The sequence below is a fragment of the Thauera sp. K11 genome (assembly GCF_002354895.1).
In the GTDB taxonomy this organism is placed as follows: Bacteria; Pseudomonadota; Gammaproteobacteria; order Burkholderiales; family Rhodocyclaceae; genus Thauera; species Thauera sinica.
On the sequence record NZ_CP023439.1, the window covers coordinates 1,061,728 to 1,081,886 of the forward strand.

At 70.4% G+C, this 20,159-nt stretch carries 16 protein-coding genes; 4 read left to right on the top strand and 12 right to left on the bottom strand.

The annotated features are described in order from the left end of the window. Window positions 1–160: 160 nt before the first annotated feature. Genes CCZ27_RS04630 through pedF form a run of 3 tightly spaced genes read right to left on the bottom strand, consistent with a single transcriptional unit; the run spans window position 161 to window position 2,385 of the window. Window positions 161–1,042, bottom strand: a complete 882-nt coding sequence (locus CCZ27_RS04630) for a transporter (protein WP_096446001.1) — start codon at window positions 1,040–1,042, stop codon at window positions 161–163. Between the two features lie 58 nt (window positions 1,043–1,100). Further along, on the bottom strand, window positions 1,101–1,958 hold the full coding sequence (locus CCZ27_RS04635; protein WP_096446003.1) for a substrate-binding periplasmic protein: 858 nt from the start codon (window positions 1,956–1,958) through the stop codon (window positions 1,101–1,103). Then, window positions 1,948–2,385 (bottom strand): cytochrome c-550 PedF, encoded by a 438-nt coding sequence (gene pedF / locus CCZ27_RS04640; protein ID WP_385961508.1) that lies wholly within the window; start codon window positions 2,383–2,385, stop codon window positions 1,948–1,950. Before pedF ends, CCZ27_RS04635 begins: the two co-directional genes overlap by 11 nt. A gap of 486 nt (window positions 2,386–2,871) precedes the next feature. Between pedF and adh the strand changes: the two genes are divergently transcribed. The 4 genes from adh to gltX all read left to right on the top strand — a co-directional run bounded on the left by adh (window position 2,872) and on the right by gltX (window position 8,644). Further along, the gene (gene adh, locus CCZ27_RS04645) at window positions 2,872–4,392 is read left to right on the top strand and encodes an aldehyde dehydrogenase (RefSeq protein ID WP_096446005.1); all 1,521 of its coding nucleotides are present in this window, start codon (window positions 2,872–2,874) and stop codon (window positions 4,390–4,392) included. Window positions 4,393–4,480: 88 nt separating this feature from the next. After that, window positions 4,481–4,861: a DUF779 domain-containing protein gene (locus CCZ27_RS04650; RefSeq protein ID WP_096446007.1), complete on the top strand. Its 381-nt coding sequence runs from the start codon at window positions 4,481–4,483 to the stop codon at window positions 4,859–4,861. 197 nt (window positions 4,862–5,058) lie between these two features. Further along, complete coding sequence (locus CCZ27_RS04655) at window positions 5,059–7,071, top strand: sigma-54-dependent Fis family transcriptional regulator (protein ID WP_096452173.1); 2,013 nt, start codon at window positions 5,059–5,061, stop codon at window positions 7,069–7,071. Window positions 7,072–7,231: 160 nt separating this feature from the next. Continuing rightward, window positions 7,232–8,644 (top strand): glutamate--tRNA ligase, encoded by a 1,413-nt coding sequence (gene gltX / locus CCZ27_RS04660; RefSeq protein ID WP_096446009.1) that lies wholly within the window; start codon window positions 7,232–7,234, stop codon window positions 8,642–8,644. Window positions 8,645–8,855: 211 nt separating this feature from the next. On the opposite strand, the gene CCZ27_RS04665 is transcribed toward gltX, so the two are convergent. The 9 genes from CCZ27_RS04665 to CCZ27_RS04705 form a co-directional block, all read right to left on the bottom strand. After that, window positions 8,856–10,169: a type II toxin-antitoxin system HipA family toxin gene (locus CCZ27_RS04665; RefSeq protein WP_096446011.1), complete on the bottom strand. Its 1,314-nt coding sequence runs from the start codon at window positions 10,167–10,169 to the stop codon at window positions 8,856–8,858. Between the two features lie 2 nt (window positions 10,170–10,171). Continuing rightward, the gene (locus CCZ27_RS04670; RefSeq protein WP_096446013.1) at window positions 10,172–10,411 is read right to left on the bottom strand and encodes a helix-turn-helix domain-containing protein; all 240 of its coding nucleotides are present in this window, start codon (window positions 10,409–10,411) and stop codon (window positions 10,172–10,174) included. A 298-nt stretch (window positions 10,412–10,709) separates the two neighbouring features. Continuing rightward, the gene (locus CCZ27_RS04675; protein ID WP_096446015.1) at window positions 10,710–11,150 is read right to left on the bottom strand and encodes a phasin family protein; all 441 of its coding nucleotides are present in this window, start codon (window positions 11,148–11,150) and stop codon (window positions 10,710–10,712) included. A 187-nt stretch (window positions 11,151–11,337) separates the two neighbouring features. Beyond that, entirely contained in the window at window positions 11,338–11,991 is a 654-nt protein-coding gene (locus tag CCZ27_RS04680) for a response regulator (protein ID WP_096446017.1), read from the bottom strand. Next, a complete protein-coding gene (locus tag CCZ27_RS04685; RefSeq protein WP_198363262.1) occupies window positions 11,988–13,595 on the bottom strand; it encodes a PAS domain-containing sensor histidine kinase in 1,608 nt (535 codons plus the stop codon). The genes CCZ27_RS04680 and CCZ27_RS04685 overlap by 4 nt, the downstream gene beginning before the upstream one ends. A gap of 234 nt (window positions 13,596–13,829) precedes the next feature. Further along, complete coding sequence (mnmC, locus tag CCZ27_RS04690) at window positions 13,830–15,743, bottom strand: bifunctional tRNA (5-methylaminomethyl-2-thiouridine)(34)-methyltransferase MnmC2/FAD-dependent 5-carboxymethylaminomethyl-2-thiouridine(34) oxidoreductase MnmC1 (RefSeq protein WP_096446019.1); 1,914 nt, start codon at window positions 15,741–15,743, stop codon at window positions 13,830–13,832. 22 nt (window positions 15,744–15,765) lie between these two features. Further along, complete coding sequence (locus tag CCZ27_RS04695) at window positions 15,766–16,719, bottom strand: DUF808 domain-containing protein (protein WP_096446021.1); 954 nt, start codon at window positions 16,717–16,719, stop codon at window positions 15,766–15,768. A 49-nt stretch (window positions 16,720–16,768) separates the two neighbouring features. Further along, on the bottom strand, window positions 16,769–18,877 hold the full coding sequence (locus CCZ27_RS04700) for a M1 family metallopeptidase (RefSeq protein ID WP_198363263.1): 2,109 nt from the start codon (window positions 18,875–18,877) through the stop codon (window positions 16,769–16,771). Continuing rightward, window positions 18,877–20,097, bottom strand: a complete 1,221-nt coding sequence (locus CCZ27_RS04705) for a ChaN family lipoprotein (RefSeq protein ID WP_232516563.1) — start codon at window positions 20,095–20,097, stop codon at window positions 18,877–18,879. The genes CCZ27_RS04700 and CCZ27_RS04705 overlap by 1 nt, the downstream gene beginning before the upstream one ends. Window positions 20,098–20,159: the final 62 nt, after the last annotated feature.

A 20,159-nucleotide genomic window follows, 5' to 3' on the forward strand; every position in this document is an offset into this window, starting at 1 on the left:
CATTCGTTGCTGCGGGCCGGGCAGAATGCGGAAGGCGCCATTCCCACGGGGCGCTGCCGGCCGGCTGCCGTTTCCCGCAGGCTGGCGGGGCGCGCCCGCAGCGGGGCGGAATGCGCGAAAGGGGCCGAAGCCCCTTTCGCGTTCCTGCGCCGGGAAGTCCTCAGAACACTTTGAGCAGGCGCAGATTCACGCGGCTGTCTTCCTTCGGACCGTTGTCCACCGAGATGTCCTTGCCGACGTTGGCGATCAACTGGACGGTGGGCTCGACGAACCAGGCCGCGCCGATGGTGAATTTCGAGCGGTTGCTCTCGTCGTCCTGCCGCACGCCGCCGAGCTTGGTCTCGCCGCCCCAGTGGCGCGACAGGCTGGCGCGCAGGTCGAGCGCGTCGGTGACGTGGTAGCGCAGCCAGGCCTGCGCCTGATAGCTCACCGCCTGCTTGAGCGTGTCGCCGGCGGCGTTCGCCTTCTTGTTGTCGCCGTGGATCGTGGCATCGGCGACGAGGTCGATGGTGAATTTGTCCGACAGCCGGTTGATGTAGCCGGCCTGCAGGATGTGGCTGTAGCGGTCGGCGCCGATGTTGAGGGCGCGGTCGCGGTCGTAGTTGCCGGTCGGCGTCGACAGGAAATAGGTGAAGCCGAAGTATTCCCCCTTCTGCGGATCGTTCTTCAGCCACAGGGTGGCGCCGAGCAGAGTGTCGCCCAGGCCGCCGGGGCTGTTGACGCCGGCGTCCGCCAGGGCGCCGCGGGTGTCGATGTCGACATAGGGCACGATGATCTGCGGGTCGATGATGTAGTCGCCGATCTTCGTGAAATGCACGTAGCGCAGCAGCGCGGCGTCGGTGCGCAGGCTGCCGGCGCCCTTGCGCCCGTCCGCATACAGGTGGTCGACCTCGGCGTGCTGGTAGTAGAGCAGGGCGAGGTTGGTGCCCTCGGGCAGGGCGGTGTAGTCGCCGGCGTCCACGTCGAGCGCGCTGGCGGCGCCGGATGCGCACAATGCGGCGAGGGCGGCGGCGAGGTGGGTATGGCGGATCTGTCTTGTCATCGTTTTGTCTCCTCGAGCGGTGGTGGGTGTGGCTGCTGCGGTTGAAACGGGTCGCGCTTCAGGGCGCGGTCAGGCTCAGGCCCTGTTCGGCGAACAGGCGGGCGACGGCGCCGGAGCGCTGCAGCTCGCCCAGGGCACGGCCGAGCGCTTCGGCCAGGGGCGTGGCTTCTGCCTTCACCGCCATGCCGAGCGGCCACTGGGCGACGCGCAGTTCGGGCAGGGCGAGGCGGTCCAGCGCGTAGCGGCCGGAGCCGGCGAGGGCGGCCTGCAGTTCGGTATGCGTGCCGAGCACGGCGGCGATCTCGCCGCGCTCGAGGGCCTCGACGGCGAGCGCGGGCGTGCGGAAGTGGCGTACGTTGCCGCGCAGGCGGCCGTTCAGCACCTGCATCAGGAAGTCGCTGGCATGGCTGTCGACTTCGGCGCCGATCAGCTCACGGGTGAAGACTTCCAGCCCGGCCGCGGCCGAGCCGGCCACCGGCGGCAGGCGCGCCGGGTCGCGCGCCACCGCCATGGTCTCGAGGTGATAGGGGCCGAAGATCGCCACCTTGTCGTTCTGCGCGGCGAAGCGGGCGTCGACCGGCACGTGCAGCATCACGTCGGCGGGGCGGGTGCCGAGGTAGTGGCCGCGCCAGACCATGTTGCGCAGGTCGTCGCTCATGTCCTCGCCCGGCTGGAACTCGACGAACTCGGCGCGCAGGCCGAGCTTGTCGGCGAGCGCCTTGCCCAGCGCGACGTCGACGCCCTTGCCCTTGTACGAGTAGGGCGGGAAGTCGGCATACACCGCGATGCGCAGCGCGCCGGGCTGCTGCGTTTCGGGCGGGCCGCCGGCGGCGATGGCGCGGGCGGCGCCGGGCAGGGCGGCCTGGGCGAGCAGCGCGCCGGCGCCCAGCAGCAGGCGGCGGCGCTCAGTCCACATGGACGGTCTCCAGCCAGGCGCGGATGGCCCACATCGCTTCCTGGGTCAGCGTGCCTTCGAAGGGCGGCATGTAGACCGCGCCGTTGCGGGTCACGCCGTTGCGGATGCGCTGGATGAAGTATTCGTCGCCGTCGTCGCCGGTGGGCAGCAGGCGCAGGTCGGGGGCGATGCCGCCGGACACGGCGCCGATGCCGTGACAGCGGGCGCAGTTCTGGTTGAAGGCCGAACTGCCGATGCGGATCGCGTCTTCGTTCTTGCGGTAGGGGTTCTTTTCCAACCAGCCGCCGCCGACCGGCTTGAGCACCGAGGTGTCGACCGCCTGCGGCGTGACGTCGCCATGGGCCTGCGCGTGGCCGGCGGCTGCACCCAGCGCCGCGGCGAGGGCGGCCGAGCGCAGGGTGTGGGCGAGAGTCTCCTTGTTCATCATGTCTTCCACCTTTTTCCGTCGAGTGATGTGGGCGGCGGCGCGCCTGGATGCTTCGGGCAGGCGGCGGCGCCGGTGCGCAGGCCGAGTGCAAGCGGTGTGCCATTCGTGCGGCGGCGACGGCGGCGATGTGGGCGAATCCCGCTGCGGGCGGCGCTTTCGCGCCCGATCGCGGAGGGTCGGCGGTGCTGCCCGGCGGCGATCGCGCCTGCTCCAAAATTGGCGTATGTTCGTGGAGCAGTACCTGCTCGGGCAGCGAAAGGAGCAGTCATGGAGCAGATCGGCCGGCGTTCTGCCCGTTGCTCCGCCCGATGCGCCGCATGTGTTGCAATGTGGAGTGCTCCAGCGCGGGTACAGGGATTTTTGGAGCACCGTCCTTCGTTCCAAGTATTTGAATGGACGAATAAATTATTCTTTGGCACGGCTTCTGCTGACGAGAGGAGTGCGGCGGCAGGACGCCCCGAACGCCATCAAACCAGGAGACACACCATGCTCTACGCAATGCCCGGCCAGGCCGAAGCCAAGGTCCAGTACAAGAACCGTTACGAGAACTTCATCGGCGGCAAATGGGTGGCGCCGGTCAAGGGGGAATACTTCGACGTGGTCACCCCGATCTCCGGGCAGGTCTACACCCGGGTCGCACGCTCGACCGCCGAGGACATCGAACTCGCCCTCGATGCCGCCCATGCCGCCTTCCCCGCCTGGGGCAAGACCTCGCCGGCCGAACGCGCGAACCTCCTGCTGAAGATCGCCGACCGCATCGAGCAGAACCTCGAACTGCTCGCCTATGCCGAGACGGTGGACAACGGCAAGGCGATCCGCGAGACGCTCAATGCCGACATCCCGCTGGCGGTCGATCACTTCCGCTACTTCGCCGGCTGCCTGCGTGCGCAGGAAGGCAGCATTTCCGAGATCGACGAGAACACCGTCGCCTACCACTTCCACGAGCCGCTCGGCGTGGTGGGCCAGATCATCCCGTGGAACTTCCCCATCCTGATGGCAGCCTGGAAGCTGGCGCCCGCCATCGGCGCCGGCAACTGCGTGGTGCTGAAGCCGGCCGAATCGACGCCGGTCTCCATCCTCGTCCTGGCCGAGCTGATCGCCGACCTGCTGCCGCCGGGCGTGCTGAACGTGGTCAACGGCTTCGGCCGCGAAGCCGGCCTGCCGCTCGCCACCAGCAAGCGCATCGCCAAGATCGCCTTCACCGGCTCGACCTCGACCGGCCGCGTGATCGCCCAGGCCGCGGCCAACAACCTCATTCCGGCCACGCTCGAACTGGGCGGCAAGTCGCCCAACGTCTTCTTCGCCGACGTGATGGACAAGGACGACGCCTTCCTCGACAAGGCCATCGAAGGCCTGGTGCTGTTCGCCTTCAACCAGGGCGAGGTATGCACCTGCCCGTCGCGCGCACTGATCCAGGAATCGATCTACGACCGCTTCATCGAGCGTGTGCTCGAGCGCGTCGCCGCCATCAAGCAGGGCCACCCGCTCGACACCGGCACGATGATGGGCGCGCAGGCTTCGCGCGAGCAGATGAGCAAGATCCAGTCCTACCTCGACCTGGGCCGGCAGGAAGGCGCCCAGTGCCTCATCGGCGGCGACCGTGCCCAGCTCGGCGGCGAACTGGCCGACGGCTACTACATCCAGCCGACGCTGTTCAAGGGCCACAACAAGATGCGCATCTTCCAGGAGGAAATCTTCGGGCCGGTGCTGGCGGTGACCACCTTCAAGGACGAGGCCGAGGCGCTGTCCATCGCCAACGACACGCTCTACGGCCTGGGTGCGGGCGTGTGGAGCCGCAACGGCAACGTCGCCTACCGCATGGGCCGCGCCATCCAGGCCGGCCGCGTATGGACCAACTGCTACCACGCCTATCCGGCGCATGCGGCCTTCGGCGGCTACAAGGAATCCGGCATCGGCCGCGAAACGCACAAGGTCATGCTGGACCACTACCAGCAGACCAAGAACCTGCTCGTGAGCTACGCCGAGAACAAGCTCGGCTTTTTCTGAGCGACGTGTCTTCTCTCCCCTTGCCCGTTCCCGGGCAATTCGCCGGGGGCGGGCAACCGCCCCCGTTTTTTCCTTTCCGGAGGGGAACATGGTCGACCGCGTCATCGCCACGCCGGCCGCGCTGGAGCTGATCGCTTCGCTGAAGGCGCAATACGGGCCGGACCTGATCTTCCACCAGTCCGGCGGCTGCTGCGACAACAGCGCCGCCAACTGCTATCTGCCCACCGACCTGACGATCGGCGCCTACGACGTGCGCCTCGGCGACATCGGCGGCGTGCCGTTCTACATCAGCGCATCCCAGTACGAGTACTGGAGGCACACGCAGTTGATCATCGACGTCGTCGACGGCCAGGGCGGCACCTTTTCGCTGGAGGGCAATACCGGCAAGGCTTTCCACACCCGTTCCAGGCTGTTCGACGATGACGAGATGGCGGCGGTCGAGGCGGAGGATCGGGCGCTGGGCCGATAGCCGCTTTCTATGTGAATCTGCCGATGCCCATGGATGCGCGATTTCCGCTGTCCGGATGGCAAGAGTTTTGCTTTAATTCCGACGAGAAGCCGGATGCTCCACCCATGGAGCAATCCGGCCCCGAGGAATGCCCCGAGGGCATGGCGGTCATGCCGGAAGTACAAAAGAGCATGCCCGCCGGAGACGGAGACGAAGACATGGGCCAGACCCTGGCACGCAGTGAGCAGGCGGCGGAGCTTGCCACGCTGCGCCGGCAGTTTTTCGAGATGGGCGATGTACCGGAAAGAGGCTTGCCCGAACCGGTGATCCGTTCCTGGCGCCGCTGCCGCCGCGACGGGCTGGACGAGCGCGCTTCGAGCCGCATCGACAACGTCAACCGCTGCGAATTCTCCGTCGCGCGCGAGCGCAGCGGCCTGCTGCTGAGCCACGCCAGCGGCGTGATGGAACACCTCTACGAGCAGATCCGTTCGTCCGGCAGCATGGTGGTGCTCGCCGATGCGGACGGCCTCATCCTGCATGCGCTGGGCGACCCGGGCTTCGTCGATCGCGCCGGCCGCGTCGCGCTGCAGCCCGGCGCCGACTGGAGCGAGCGCCAGCGCGGCACCAACGCGGTGGGCTCGGCACTGGTCGAGCGCAGGCCGATCGAGATCTTCGGCGCCGAGCACTACATGGAACGCAACAGCATCCTGACCTGCAGCGCCGCGCCCATCTTCGATGCGCGCGGCGAGATGCTCGGCGTCCTCGACATCTCGGGCGACCATCGCAGCTACCAGCCGCACACCCTGGGCCTGGCGCGGGTCGGCGTGCGGCTGCTGGAGCGCAGCCTGTTCGAGAGCGAGCACGCGCGCCACATGCTGTTCGCCTTCCATTCCCGCGCCGAGGGCGTGGGCGGACTGCAGGAGGGCCTGCTGGCGGTGTCGGCCGACGGCGAGATCGTCGGCGCCGACCGCCAGGCGCGTGCGCTGCTGGGCATCGCCGACGCCCACCGCAGCGGCTTCGGCGGCTTCGGCAACCTGTTCCGCACTTCCTTCGGCGCCGCGATGGACCGCGCCGCGCGCGACCCGATGGGCCTGCTCGAGCTCGAACTGCGCGCCGGCGGCACGGTGTTCGCGCGGCCGCGGGCGAGCCTGGCCTGGTATGCGGCCACTCCGGTGCGCGGCGCAGCGCGCGCACCGCGCCGCGCCGGCGACGAGGCCGCGCGCCGGCCGTCCAGCCCCGGCGCCATCACGCTCGAAAGCCTCGCCACCGGCGATGCCACGCTGCAGTTCGCGCTCGACCGCGCCGGCAAGGTGGTGGGCAAGAACATCCCGCTGCTGATCCAGGGCGAGTCCGGCGTCGGCAAGGAACTGCTGGCGCAGGCTTGCCACAACAGCGGCCCGCGCGCCAGCGGCCCGTTCGTGGCGCTCAACTGCGCCGCGATACCCGAGAACCTGATCGAATCCGAACTGTTCGGCTATACCGGTGGCGCCTTCACCGGCGCCCGGCGCGAGGGCGCGGTCGGACGCATCCAGCAGGCGCACGGCGGCACGCTGTTCCTCGACGAGATCGGCGACATGCCGCTGGCGATGCAGGCGCGGCTGCTGCGCGTACTGCAGGAGCGCCGCGTGCTGCCGATCGGCGCCAGCGAGGCGGTGCCGGTGGACATCGCGCTGGTCTGCGCCACCCACCGCGTGCTGAGCGAAGCGGTGAAGGCCGGCCAGTTCCGCGAGGACCTGTACTACCGCGTCAACGGCCTCACCGTGCATCTGCCGCCGCTGCGCGAACGTTCCGACATCCGCCGCATCGTCGAAAAGCTGATCGACGAGGAAGCGACCGACCGTCCGCCGGGCAGCGTCCGCGTGGGCGGGGACGTGATGCGCTTCATCGAGGGCTATCCCTGGCCGGGCAACATCCGCCAGTTGCAGAACGTGCTGCGCGTGGCGCTGGCCCTGCTCGACGACGACGAGGACGAGATCCGCCCGAACCACCTGCCCGAGGAGATCTTCAGCGGCGACGCGCCGGTGCATGACAAGCGGCACGCGCCGGCGCCGGCGCCGCCGGCTTCGGCAGAGGCGGCACCGCCGCCGCGCCGCGGCCGCCGGCTGAAGGAAGTGCAGGCCGACGTGATCCAGCGCGCGCTGGAAGAAGCCGGCGGCAATGTCTCGGCCGCGGCGCGGCAACTGGGCATCAGCCGCAACACGCTGTACCGGAAGCTGGGCTACAAGTTCTAGGTGAAACAGCCCCCGCGCTCGCTTCGTTCGCTGCCCCCGAGGGGCGCTCAGCGGCCGGGCGCCACCGGGATGCGGCGGGCGGCCCGGCACGGCCGCGCTTAGCTTCGGAACGGCCGATCGCTTAGAATCGCGCCTTTCCCGAGAAACACGCACAAGCCCCATGTCCGCCAGCCCCGCCTCCCGCCCCGTCCGCACCCGCTTCGCGCCCAGCCCCACCGGCTACCTGCACATCGGCGGCGCGCGCACGGCGCTGTTTTCCTGGGCCTTCGCCCGTCGCCACGGCGGCACCTTCATCCTGCGCATCGAAGACACCGACGTTGCCCGCTCCACGCCCGAGGCGGTGCAGGCGATCATCGACGGCATGAACTGGCTCGGCCTCGAGGAGGACGAGGGGCCGTACTACCAGATGCGGCGCATGGACCGCTACAAGGAAGTGATCCGGCAGATGCTCGCGGCCGGCACCGCCTATCACTGCTACACCTCGCCCGAGGAACTCGACCGCCTCCGCGAGGAGCAGCGCGCCCGCGGCGAGAAGCCGCGCTACGACGGACGCTGGCGCCCCGAGTCCGGCAAGACGCTGCCCGCGCCGCCCGCCGGCGTGCAGCCGGTGGTGCGCTTCCGCAACCCGCCCGACGGCGCGGTGGCCTGGGACGACCTGGTGAAAGGCCGCATCGAGATCTCGAACGCCGAACTGGACGACTTCATCATCGCCCGCGCCGACGGTACGCCCACCTACAACTTCTGCGTGGTGGTGGACGACTGGGACATGCGCATCAGCCACGTCATCCGCGGCGACGACCATGTGAACAACACGCCGCGGCAGATCAACGTGTTGCGCGCCCTGGGCGCCGAGGTGCCGCTGTATGCCCACCTGTCGATGATCCTCGGCGACGACGGCACCAAGCTGTCGAAGCGCCACGGCGCGGTCAGCGTCATGCAGTACCACGAAGACGGCTACCTGCCCGAGGCGGTGGTCAACTACCTCGCGCGCCTGGGCTGGAGCCACGGCGACGACGAGATCTTCAGCCGCGAGCAGTTCGTCGAGTGGTTCGACCTCGACCACATCACGCCGTCGGCCGCGCAGTTCAACACCGAAAAGCTGAACTGGCTCAACGCCCAGTACATCAAGAAGGCCGACGACGCCTACCTGGCCGCCGAAATGGCCAACCGGCTGGCGCATCGCGGCGTGAATCCGGAAACCGGCCCCGAGCTGGAAGCGGTGGCCGCCCTCTACAAGGACCGGGCGGCCAGCCTCAACGAACTGGCCGATGCCGCCGAGCTGTTCTGTGCCGACGTGCATCCGGCGCCGGAAGTGATCGCCCAGCATCTGACGGATGCCGCCAAGGCCGCACTGGCCAGCCTGCGCACGCGATTCGAACAGGCGGCCTGGGACAAGGCGGCGCTGACGCAGGCGATCAAGGACACGATGGCCGAGCATGGCCTGAAGATGCCGCAGGTCGCGATTCCGCTGCGGGTGGCGGTGCTCGGCGTACCGCAGACGCCCGCCATCGACGCCGTGCTCGAGGTGCTCGGGCGCGAGCGCGTGCTGGCGAGACTGGCGCGCCATCTCTGAGCCCATCCGCCGTCCCCATGGCCCGGGACGGCGCGACCTCTCCGCCGAGTCGATCGTCCGCCGTACGTCGGCAACCGGCGCCCGACCGAGGCTGCTTCGGGGCTGAACCACGGCCGGCGCATCGGCTGCTCGGCCTTCATCGACCCGATCCCGGCGGGTAGCGCGGGATTGATGCCTGCGGCGGGCTCGGACGAGCCGTCGGGCAATGCCGTCAGAGTCGATCGGCCGATATCCGCAATCCCTCGACGACGGCACGGAACACGTCCTCGGGAAAGTCGTCGGGCAGTGCCGCGCCGACCTGCTCGGCGACGGCCGGCACGCGGGCGATGACCTCGTCGACGAGCCCATCCATGTTCAGCCCGAGGCCGCATCTGCGTGCGGCTTCGTTGAAATGGCGGCGCTGGATGTCGCGCAGGCGGTAGTGGGCGTTCTTTCCTCGCAGAGCCAGCTTGTGATAGTCGAGGTGGTTGGGTCCGCTGCCGGCCACGGGCCACGCCGAAAGCACGTCGTAGAGCGGCGTGAGGCGATAGCGTCCGCCGGCGAGCAGGAAGATGGAGAAGTTCTTTGCGTGGCCATCGGTGGCCGCGAGCATCCAGAAGAGGAGTTGCGCCTTCAGCAGCGTGGCGAGGTCTGCCTCGCGGGACTCGGAACCGTGCAGGATACGGGCGATGTCGAGGAGGCCGGGGCCGCCGTCGGCCTCGTACTTGAGATGGGGCGGAGTGCCGGTGGCCTGGCAGAAATCCTCCTGGGGCAGGCGTAGCCAGTAATCGTTCGAACTCGCCAGCCGGCGGTCGAAGCGCTCGACGACCAGCACCTTCTGTTCGCCGAAGCGCTGGATTTGGCAGGGGGCCACCGGTACGTCGAACGCGGCGAGGAGACGCGCGCACAGCCATTCGTTCTCGACCGAGGTGCGCATGTCGGCCTGCCGGTTGCCGACGAGGCCGAGCGGCAGTTTGAAGATATGGGTGGTGGGTGTGGCGCCGAGCGGACGGCACCAGCGCCCTTCATGCCAGGTGAGCGCCGTCTTTTCCTGGGCGCCGGCGATGGAGATGCGGAAGTCGCCGCCATCGTCCCCGTCCCCGAATGTGCCGTGAGGCGCGACCGCCGCGGTCAGCATCCGCTCGACGCCGGCCTCGTCGAGGGGTTCGACCTCGATGCGGAACACGTTGTCCGGCGGGGTGTCTTCGGGCAGCAGTTGCACTGCGCCCACGCAGTCGCGGCCGATCGCTGCGAGCAGGTCGAAAGCGTCCCGGCTGCGGGTGCGAAAGCGCGATTGCAGGCGGGCACGGATGCGGTCGCTGTCCGGCAGCAGGTTGTCGAAGTAGTTGAGGACGGCCTCGCCGCGCAGGGGCAGGTTGTCGGGTGTCATCGGCAGCGACAGGGACAGCGGGCGTCCCTCGGGTGCAGTCGTCCACACAGCGTCGTACTGGAACTCGGCAGCGCCCCGGGCCGGCAGACGCCATTGGCCCGCCAGCCTGCCGTTGATCCAGGCATTGAGCGCCCGGGTGTGCGAGCGGCGTCCCATGGCTACCACTCCCCGGCGTCGGCGGATGGGGCCTTCTCCTGCAGGACCACGTCGAATCCGAGCAGGCTCGCCAGGGAGATGAGCCGGTCGAGCGTCAGGCGCTCCGGGCCGGCCTCGAGTTCCGAGAGCCGATTCTGGCTGATACCCAGCCCCGCTGCGGCTGTCGCCTGGGATAGACCGAGCGACTTGCGCCGGTCCGCCAGTATCTTGCCGGCCTGCTGGGCCGTGGAAAGACGATGCATGGCTGCGGTATCGATGATGGCGATAAAGTCAATATATCGATATAGGCGATAAATTGCAAATATCGGTCATGCCGATGAGTGGAGGTTTTCTACGATGTCGCGGTAGCGGTGTTGCAAGGCAGGGGTTCGAGGAGTTCGGGCCAGCGGGCCTGTTTCTTTCCTGCCGGGCAAGCTTCTGCGGCCTGAAAAAGACAAAGCCCCTCGCGGGGCCTTGTCTGTTCTTGTTGTAGTGGCGGCGGTGGATCGCGCGGGATCTCCGCTCGCCGTCTCCTCCGTTCCGAATCCGGGGCGGAAAGGCTCAGGCGGACTTGCGCGTCGTCGTCTTGGCGGGCTGGGCCGGGGCCGAGAAGTCGAACGTGCCCGCCGGCGCGAGCTTGGCGACGCTGTCGAACAGCGACTGCACCGACTGGGCATATTCGCCGGCGTGTCTGGCGTTGAGTTCGACGACGTCCGCGTGCGTCTTGGCGCAGATCTCGTTCACGCTGCGCAGGTAGTTGGCAGCCTTCTCGAAGCCCTGGCCGCTGGCGGCGACGCGGCTGGAGATCTGCTCCTTGATGTCTTCGGCGGTCAGCGGGACGGCGTTGCTGGATGCGAACTCGCAGGCGCTGCGGGCGGCGTCGATGTTCAGGCCGACCAGTTGCTCCGAGGCATTCAGCACGATGTCCGCGAGCGCGACGAAATGCTGGATGCTGGTGTTGGCGGTGTCGGCGATTTGCTGGACGGAGGGCATGGAAGTCATGGTGTTGCCTCTTGGTGCAGGTGGAAAACATAGATTCCGTGAATTGGCGCAATGCTAAGGAACTATGGTTCACGCGCATATACCGCCTAAGGTGTGTTGTGCATACCGGTTTCCCGGTATGTCCGCCCCGCGCGCGCGGGACGGGGTGCCAGGCGTTCCGCGCCGCCGGCGGGCGCCGCTGGATGGGTCAGCTCGAAACCGAGGTGATGCCGTTGCGGATGGCGTAGCGGGTGAGATCGGCGACGCTGTGCAGGTCGAGCTTGCGCATGATGTTGCGGCGGTGCACCTCGACCGTCGAGGGGGCCACGTGCAGCCGGTCGGCGATGCGTGCCGAGGTATGGCCTTCGGCGATGAGCTGCAGCACCTGGCGTTCGCGCGCCGAGATGCGCGGCGCGGCCGGCGCCATCTGCATGTTTTCCATCAAGGCGCTCGTCACCGTCGCCGCCACGTCCGGGCACAGGTAGCTGCGTCCCATGCGCACCGCCTGGATGGCGCGGATCAGTTCGTCGCCCGCTTCGGCCTTGGTCACGTAGCCGGTGGCGCCGGCGTTGAGCATGTCCATCACGAACTGGCGGTCCGAGAAGGCGGACAGGCCGATCACCTTGGCGGCGGGCTGGATCGCCAGCAGCCGGCGCGTGGCCTCGATGCCGTTCATGCCGGGCATGGCGATGTCGATGCACACCACGTCGGCCGGCGTGCGGCGCGCGATGTCGAGCAGTTCGTCGCCGCTGCTGGCCTCGGCCACCACCGACATGCAGGCTTCCTTTTCCAGCAGCGCGCGCAGGGCGTGGCGGAACATCTGGTGGTCGTCGGCGAGGATGATGCGAACCAGCGCGGTCACGGCGAGTCCTGGTGCAGGTCGAAGGAAACGCGGATCTCGGTGCCCTGGCCCGGCCGCGACGAAAGCGAGAAGCGTCCGCCGACGAATTCGGCGCGCTCCCTCATCGTGATCAGGCCGAGGCCGGCGGAGGAGCCCGGCTCGGTCAGCATCGCCGGTTCGAAGCCGACGCCGTCGTCGGCGATCAGCAGGTTCAGTTCGCTGCCGTCATGGGTGAGGCTGATGCGGATGGAACCGGCCGAGGCATGCTTGGCGCAGTTCGTCAGCGCCTCCTGCACGATGCGGAACAGCACCGACTGCAGGTCGGGCGACAGCGGTGCGACGAAGTCGTCGATGTCGAGCACCACCCCGATGCCGCTGCGCTGGCCGAACAGGTCGGCGTAGTCGTGCAGGGCCGGCAGCAGGCCGGCGTGGTCCAGCGTCGCCGGGCGCATCTCGGTCGAGATCTCGCGGATGCCGGTAGTGGTGTCGGCCAGCAGGCCCCGGATGTCGTCGAGCAGCGGTTCGACCTCGGCGAGCACTGCCGGCGGCAATGCGCTGGCGAGGTTGGAGAAGGTGAGCTGCAGCGCAGCCAGATTGGGGCTCGCGCGCTCGTGCAGTTCGCTCGCGAGCCCGCGCCGTTCGCGCTCCTGCACCATCACCAGCCGCCGCGACAGTTCGGCGACGTGGCCGAGCTGCTTGGTGCGCTCCAGTTCGAGCTGCTTGCGTTCGGTGATGTCCTGCACGGTGCCGAACAGCTTGCAGATGCGCCCCGAGGTATCGGGAATCGGCACGATCACGCTCACATGGTGGCGGACCTCGCCGGAAGGCAGGTGCACTTCCTGTTCGAGCGTGCATCGTTCGCCGGTGTCGATCGCGTGCCAGAAGGTGTCGCGGGTGAGTTCGAGCGAGTGGGGCGCGTAGTAGCACATGGCCTCGTTGAGGTCGGGCACGCCCAGCGATTCGGGCCGGTCGAACAGGCGGAAGACCTCGCGCGACCAGGTCATGCACGCGGTGTCGCGGTCGAGTTCCCAGTTGCCGACGCCGCAAAGCGCCTGCGCTTCCTCCAGCCGCCGCTCGCTGGCGCGCAATGCCGCCTCGGCACTCTTGTATTCGGTGACGTCCTGCGCGATGCCGATGATCTTGACGATGCGGCCGTCCTCGTCGCGCTCGGCCTCGCCGTGCACCGTGAGCCAGCGGCGCTCGCCGTTGGGCTGGATCATCTCGGCATCCACCTGGAATGCCTCGCCGGTGGTGATGGAGCGTTCGATCGCCGCATCGAGCCTTGCCCAACTGTCCTCGGTGTGGAGGGTGGCGCGCTCGAATGGCGACGGCATGTTCTTGCCGGGCGGGAAGCCGAGGATATCGACGATCTCCTGCGACCACAGCATGCAGCCTTCGTCGACCACGTATTCCCAGTGGCCCAGGCGCGCCAGCCGGTGCGCCTTGCTCAGCAGGCGCGCCTTCAGCCACAGCTTTTCCTTCAGCCGGATGCATTCGGAGACGTCCAGCGTCGCCAGATCGGCGGGGTCGCAGATGTTGGACAGATGGAGGAATTTCCAGCCATCCAGCTTGACCATGTCGGCCGTGCCGGCGGGCTGTTGCGCGGACGGGTCATCGTTGTTCATGTCAGTCTCGTTGCTCGCACTCTCGCGCTGGCGGTGATCCGCAACCGCCGCCCGGTCGGGACGTTTCCGCCCGTCTGCTTGCCGCATGTCCATCCTTCCCCGCGCGGCGGACGCCATGCTCACTTCATTCTAGACCAGATGCGGAGGTTTCCCGGCCGGGCGAGGCGGTGCGGCAGGGCGATCGCACAAGTGCCCTGAATCCGGTCCGGCACCGCGCGACGCCCGCACGTCGCGTCAGTCCTCACCACGCACCGCGGCAGCCGGACGCAGCAGATAGCGCGCGGGATCGACCGCATCGACGAGATCCCGCTCCAGCGGCAGGGGCTCGCCCTCGAGATGCGAGGCGAGCAGTTCCGCCATCAACGCCGCCCACACCAGGCCGCGCGCGCCGTAGCCGGATACCGCGTACAGCCCCGGGTGGCGCGCGACGGCGTCGAGCGGCGTGCCGTGGGCCGGCCGGGCCGGCAGCGGCACGCCGCCGACCATCGGCAGGCGGTCGGGCGAGGCTGGACGGAAGCCGACGCGCCCGTGCATCCCGAACGCGGGCAGGGTGGCGACATAGCCGGGCAGCATGGCTTCCAGCTTTGCGAGGTTGCCGGCATGGTCGGCTTCGCGCAGCGCGGGCTCGTCGTCGTCCACGTCGAAACTCGCGCCGGCGCAGCGCATCCCATCCACTTCCGGGCTGACGTAGCCGCCGCGGCACACCACCACCTTCGGCGCGCTGCCGCCCGCGGCCGGCAGCAGCGAGACCTGGCCGCGCGCGCTCGCCACCGGCAGGGCGGCGGCCTCGGCGAAGCCGCGGATCGCGCTGCCGGCGGCGAGGATGGCCACCGGCGCGGCGGCGATCGCCGCGCCATCGTCGCCGATGGCCTGCCACTCGCCGCCGGTGTGGCGCAGGCGGGCGACGCGGTGGCCGAAAAGGCTGCGGATGCGCCCGGGGTGCGCCGCCACGTTGGCCGCGCACAGGCTGGGCGGTTGCACCCAGCCGCTATCGCCGAACCACCAGCCGCCCAGCGGCAGCGGCCAGCCGGCAAGGGCCGAGGCCGCGGCCGCATCGACGAAGCGCAGGTGCGAAGGCGGTTGCGCCAGCCGTTCGGCCACCGCCTGCATCTTGGCCTGCTGGACTTCGTCGCGCGCCAGGTGCAGCACGCCGCAGGCTTCGGCGCGCACCGGCAGGCCGAGGCGCGCGAGCCGGGCGATGTGCCGCCAGCCGTACAGCGTGCCGGCGCGCGTCAGGCGGCCCATGCGGTTGTCGTCCAGGCTGGGCAGCGGGCGCAGCACGCCGGCGTGGTTGCCGGACGCGCCCTGGCCGGGTGCGTCGGCGGCATCGACGACATCCACCGTCCAGCCGCGTGCCGCCAGCCGCTCGGCCACCGAACTGCCGGCGATGCCGGCGCCGAGCACGAGCGCATGCCGCGGCTGCTCCGCCGGCGCGGCCGGCTCGCCGGCGGCGTCCTCGCGTGAGCCCTGCAGCATCTCGCGCTTGCCGCCGAATCCGGGGGTCTTGCGCACCGCGAAGCCGGCGCGGCGCAGTCCCTCGCGCACCTCGCCCGCCACCGACCAGGTGGCCAGCGTCGCGCCCGGGGCACTGCGGCGGGCCAGCAGATGGAACACGCGCGCCGACCACAGGTCCGGATTCTTCGCCGGCGAAAAGCCGTCGAGATAGAGCGCATCGGCTTTCGCGTCGAGCTGGGCGAGGCCGTCGCGCGCATCGCCGAAGTACAGCGTGAGCGTCACCCGCCCGTCGTCCAGGTGCAGGCGATGCATGCCCGGCACCGGCACCGGCCAGGCCGCGCGCAGCTCCGCGGCCGGCGCCGTGAATTCCGGCCAGCGCGCGTGCAGCCGGGCGAGGTCGTCGACGGTGAGGGGATGCAGTTCGAAGGATACGAAGTGCAGCCTGTCGCAGCGCCGGGGATCGCGGCGCCAGGCGTCCCAGGTGGCGAGAAAGTTCAGCCCGAGGCCGAAGCCGGTCTCCAGCACCACGAAGCGCCTGCGTCCGGCCCAGCGCAGGGGCAGGCCGTTGCCGCGCAGGAAGACGTGGCGGGCCTGGCCGAGTCCGCCGTCGCTGGAGTGATAGACGTCGTCGAAGGTGCTGGAGTAGGGCGTGCCGTCGGGGGCGTAGGAGAGGCGTGCCGGGGTGATGGGCATGGCGGTCGGGCTCGGGACGTGCTCAGTGCGTGGCGGTCCCGGCAGGCAGCAGGCGGCGGACGAGGCTCACCGCGGCGAGGATCACCGCGCCGGCGGCGATGCCGATGCCGCCGTTGAGCAGGGCGGGGGTGAGCGCCTCGGCGACCGCGCCCACGGCGGGCAGCGCGCCGGCATCGTGGGCCACGCCCTCGATCCAGTGGTGGACCACGCCCACGCCGTGGGTCAGGATGCCGCCGCCGACGAGGAACATCGCCGCCGTGCCGGCCACCGACAGCGCCTTCATCAGCCATGGCGCCGCGGCCAGGATGCCGCGGCCGAGCCCGCGCTGGAAGGCCGCCCAGGCGCCGCCCCGGGCGCGGCTCAGGTGCAGGCCGGCGTCGTCGAGCTTGACGATGCCGGCGACCAGGCCATACACGCCGGCGGTCATGACGATCGCGATGCCGGTCAGCACCGCGACCTGGGTCGGGAAGGGGCTGGCCGCGACGGTGCCGAGCGTGATGGCGATGATCTCCGCCGACAGGATGAAGTCGGTGCGCACCGCGCCGTCGATCTTGTCCTTTTCCGCCGCCACCAGGTCGACGGCCGGGTCGGCCACCGCCTCGACGAGGCGGGCGTGCCGTGCGTCGTCCTCGGCCTTGCCGTGCAGGAAGCGGTGCGCGAGCTTCTCGAAGCCCTCGTAGCACAGGAAGGCGCCGCCCAGCATCAGCAGCGGGACCACCGCCCAGGGGGCGAAGGCGCTGATCAGCAGCGCGGCCGGCACCAGGATGGCCTTGTTGCGCAGCGAGCCCTTGGCGACGGCCCACACCACCGGCAGTTCGCGCTCCGCCCTCACGCCGGTGACCTGCTGGGCGTTCAGCGCGAGATCGTCGCCGAGCACGCCGGCTGTCTTCTTGGTGGCGACCTTGGTGAGGGTGGCGACGTCGTCGAGGATGCTGGCGATGTCGTCGACGAGGGCGAGCAGGCTGGCTCCGGCCATGCGGAATTCCTTGTTGCGGTTGGGCGCCGATGCCGGCGCGGGCGCTATGTTAGCGCGTCGGCGTGGCGCCCGCCTCTACCCGGACCAGCGGCCCCGGCGCCGGCCAGACGCCCCGCGCGATCGCGCGGCGGCCGTCGAACACCAGCCAGCTCTGCGCGCCGTAATGGGGCAGCGGGCGGGCCAGCGCGCGCAGGGCGTCGGCGCCGTCTGCGGAGACCACCGCGAGCGGCGGGCCGGCGCCGCCGGCCTCCGTCCACACCTGGGCGCTGCCGCGGCCGGCGACCTCGGCGGGGCGCGGCGGGGCGCCGAGGCGGGCGAGGGCGGCATCCACCTCGGCCGGGCGGCCGACGACGAGCACGGGCCCGCCGTCCTTGCCGGCGTCGTCGATGGCGATGGGCAAGGCGGCGTTTTCATGCAGGCGCTGCGCCAGCTCGGTGCCGGCGGCGCGCAGGTCGGGCGCGTCCGACAGCAGCAGGAGCCGCGGCGCCGGGGCGACGATCCACTGCCGCAGGATGGGCGGCAGTTGCGTCCCGTCGAGCATGCGCCACACGCGCAGTTCGGGGTCCAGGCGCACTCCCGACGGGCGCGCGGCGGCGTCCAGCACGATGCGGGTACGGGCGCCGGCGGCGTCCACCCAGCGCATCTCGCTGCGGTCGGCATGGACGATCTCCACCGGCAGGCGCAGGGCATAGGCCGGCATCGCCTGTTCGATGTCCAGCGTCAGGCGCGCCGGCTCATGGGAGTCGATGGCGGCACGGGCGATGCGCACCTGCGGCCCGCCCGGCCGTTGCAGCCATTGCGCGAAGAAAGCCTGCAGCGAGCGCCCCGCAGCCTGCTCGAAGGCTTCCTGCAAGGCATGCCAGTCGGCGGTGCGAAAGCGCTGCGCCTGCCAGAACCCGGCGATGCCGCGGTCGAAGGCGGCCGGGCCGATGGCGTCGCGCAGCATCACGAACAGCATCGCGGCCTTGCCGTAGCCGATCGCCGCCCCGGCGCCGTGGGTGCGCGAGCGGAAGTCCTCCAGCGTCGGCTGCCCGTCCGCCGGCAGCGCGGCGAAGTCGCGCAGCCAGCCCAGGCGCATTTCGCGCGCGGCGGCCGGGGACTCGTCTTCCTTGTAGGCGTAGTCGGCCATGAAGGTGGTGAGCCCCTCGGACCAGTTGCCGCGCGCGTAGTCCACGAACACGCCGTTGCCCCACCAGTTGTGCAGCACCTCGTGGCCGAGCGAGGTGGCGCGGATGAAGGGCAGCCTGAGCACGTCGGCGCCGAGGTAGGTCAGGGTGGGCATGCCGAAGCCGGTGGGCAGCGGGCTGGCGACGACCGAGAAGCCGGAATAGGGATACGGGCCGATCAGCCGCGAGTAGCGCTCGATGTAGCGCGCGCTGTCGGCGAGATAGCCTTCGGCCAGACCGGCGGTGGCGTCGAGATCGGCCGGGAAGTAGGTGCGCAGCCGGATCGGCTCGCCGCCGGCGCGCGGCATCATGTGTTCCCGTACCCGCCACGGGCCGGCCATCAGGTCGATGCGGTCGGCCGGATGGGGAAACCCGAAGCTCGCGCGATAGCGTCCGCTCTCGTCGCCGGGCTGCGTCTCGCTCTCGAGGTGTCCGGGCACCACCGCACGCTGTCCGGCGGGGACCGACACCCGCACGCGGTAGGCGAAGCGCCCGGCGGGCCGGGGATACCAGCCGCTGCCCGCGGGCAGGAAGCTGCCGGCCGGGGCGCTCATCGGCGGCAGCGCCTGCAGCACGTCGCGGTGGTCGGAGCCGGCCGCGAGCGGCGGCAGCGTGCCTCCATAGGCGAGGCGCAGCGTTGCGCCGCCCGCGTGGGAGATGCGCCAGCGCTGCAGGCCGCCGCTGTGGCCGGCTGCCGCGAAGCGGACGGGCCGGCCCGCCGCGGACGCCGACGAGATGGCGAGCGAGGGATGCAGCAGGAACTCGAAGCCGCCGGCGGCGCCGGTACCGGGCCTGCCCGGGGCCGCCACCGCGTGCGGCCGGACTTCGGCGACGACGTCCAGCCTGCGCGTCTGCGGGTCGAGTTCCACGTCGAGTTGCAGCGGCGGTTCCGCGGCCTGCGCGTGCGCCGGCGGGCCGGCCGCGAGCAGGGACAGGCAGATGCCCGCGGCCCAGGCGGCGCGGCGGGCGGCCCGGCATGGCGGCGTGCGCATCAGCCGCGGGCCGGAAAGCGCACGACGAGTTCCAGGGATTCGCCGTTCCGCCTGATCCGCAGCGGCAGCCAGGTGCCGGCCGGCTGGTTCCGGATCGCCGCGACGACGGACGCGACCTGGCTCACCGGCGAACCCGCAAGCTCGACGATGAGATCGCCGGCGCGAAATCCGCTCCGTTCGGCCAGGCTGCCCGGGGACACTTCCGCCACATGCACGCCGCCTTCGCCTTCGCCGAGGCTGACGCCCAGGCGCGGCGGCGCGGAGGGCACCACGGCCTGGGGCGGAACGGCGAACACCGCGTCGGCGAGGCCGGGGCGGATGTCGTCGCAGGGCGTCTCGACGGCCACCGGCAGCAGGGTCGCGATGCGCGTCACGCCGAGGTCGCGCAACTGGTGTGCGACACCGAGTCCGTGGTGCAGATGGCCGCTGCCGATGATGCCGACGACGAGCGGACGCGATCCGCCGCCGGCGGCGAGGCGGCGCGCCAGCGCCTCGGCCATTGCGCGGTCCCAGGTCGTCTGGGCATCGACGAAATTGCGGAAGGCGGGGTCGGCCGCGGCGGCCCGCGCGTCGTCCGTGCCGCGCATGCGGGCGTGCTCGCGATGCGACTGCAGCAACTGGTCGACGTACGACGGCAGCGGAGTGGCGGGCCGGGAGACGCCCTCGCGCTCGGCGTCCGCGACGGCATCGCCGCCCTTGCTGGCGATCGTGCGGATCAGCTTGCGTTCGACGTTGAGGGCCACCATCGGGATGCGGTTCAGGCGCGCGAACTCGAACAGCGGCAGGTAAAGCTCGGCCGGCATGCCCCAGACCTTGTTCCATTCGACCCGGTCGAGGAATTCCGCGGTGCCCAGATCGCCGGCGACCCAGCGGTCCAGCACCGGCTGCACGCGGCGCGGGAAAGCCTCGAAGCCGATCACCATGCCCGGCCGCATGGCGTTCAGCGCCGCCACCGTCTGCAACTGCCAGCGGTGGTCGTCCGCCTTGTCGTGCTGTTCCCCCAGCAGGATCACGTCCCTGTCCGCCAGTGCGGGCAGCACGTCCTGCGCGGTGGCGATGCGCGGCGCCTCGCCGCCCAGCCGCGTCCAGGCGCCGGCCTTCAGGCAGGAGGACGCGGCAGGCGCGGGGTCGTCGGCGGCGATGGCGGGCTGCGCCGCGTGCAGGGCCAGGGTCGCGGCCAGGGCGGCAAGCAGCCCGGCGGGGGAAGATTCGATGTTCACTCGGATACTCTCCTGTCGCTGCGCGACGAAGGGCCGGCCTCGCATGGCCGGCCCGTTCCGCA

Coding starts and splice junctions, on each gene's coding strand:
- CCZ27_RS04650 (WP_096446007.1), top strand. CDS start 4,481: ATGGTCGACCGCGTCATCGCCACGCCGGCCGCGCTGGAGCTGATCGCT.
- CCZ27_RS04695 (WP_096446021.1), bottom strand. CDS start 16,719: ATGGCCGGAGCCAGCCTGCTCGCCCTCGTCGACGACATCGCCAGCATC.
- CCZ27_RS04665 (WP_096446011.1), bottom strand. CDS start 10,169: ATGGGACGCCGCTCGCACACCCGGGCGCTCAATGCCTGGATCAACGGC.
- pedF (WP_385961508.1), bottom strand. CDS start 2,385: ATGATGAACAAGGAGACTCTCGCCCACACCCTGCGCTCGGCCGCCCTC.
- CCZ27_RS04630 (WP_096446001.1), bottom strand. CDS start 1,042: ATGACAAGACAGATCCGCCATACCCACCTCGCCGCCGCCCTCGCCGCA.
- CCZ27_RS04655 (WP_096452173.1), top strand. CDS start 5,059: ATGGGCCAGACCCTGGCACGCAGTGAGCAGGCGGCGGAGCTTGCCACG.
- adh (WP_096446005.1), top strand. CDS start 2,872: ATGCTCTACGCAATGCCCGGCCAGGCCGAAGCCAAGGTCCAGTACAAG.
- CCZ27_RS04700 (WP_198363263.1), bottom strand. CDS start 18,877: ATGCGCACGCCGCCATGCCGGGCCGCCCGCCGCGCCGCCTGGGCCGCG.
- gltX (WP_096446009.1), top strand. CDS start 7,232: ATGTCCGCCAGCCCCGCCTCCCGCCCCGTCCGCACCCGCTTCGCGCCC.
- CCZ27_RS04675 (WP_096446015.1), bottom strand. CDS start 11,150: ATGACTTCCATGCCCTCCGTCCAGCAAATCGCCGACACCGCCAACACC.
- CCZ27_RS04685 (WP_198363262.1), bottom strand. CDS start 13,595: ATGAACAACGATGACCCGTCCGCGCAACAGCCCGCCGGCACGGCCGAC.
- CCZ27_RS04635 (WP_096446003.1), bottom strand. CDS start 1,958: ATGTGGACTGAGCGCCGCCGCCTGCTGCTGGGCGCCGGCGCGCTGCTC.
- mnmC (WP_096446019.1), bottom strand. CDS start 15,743: ATGCCCATCACCCCGGCACGCCTCTCCTACGCCCCCGACGGCACGCCC.
- CCZ27_RS04670 (WP_096446013.1), bottom strand. CDS start 10,411: ATGCATCGTCTTTCCACGGCCCAGCAGGCCGGCAAGATACTGGCGGAC.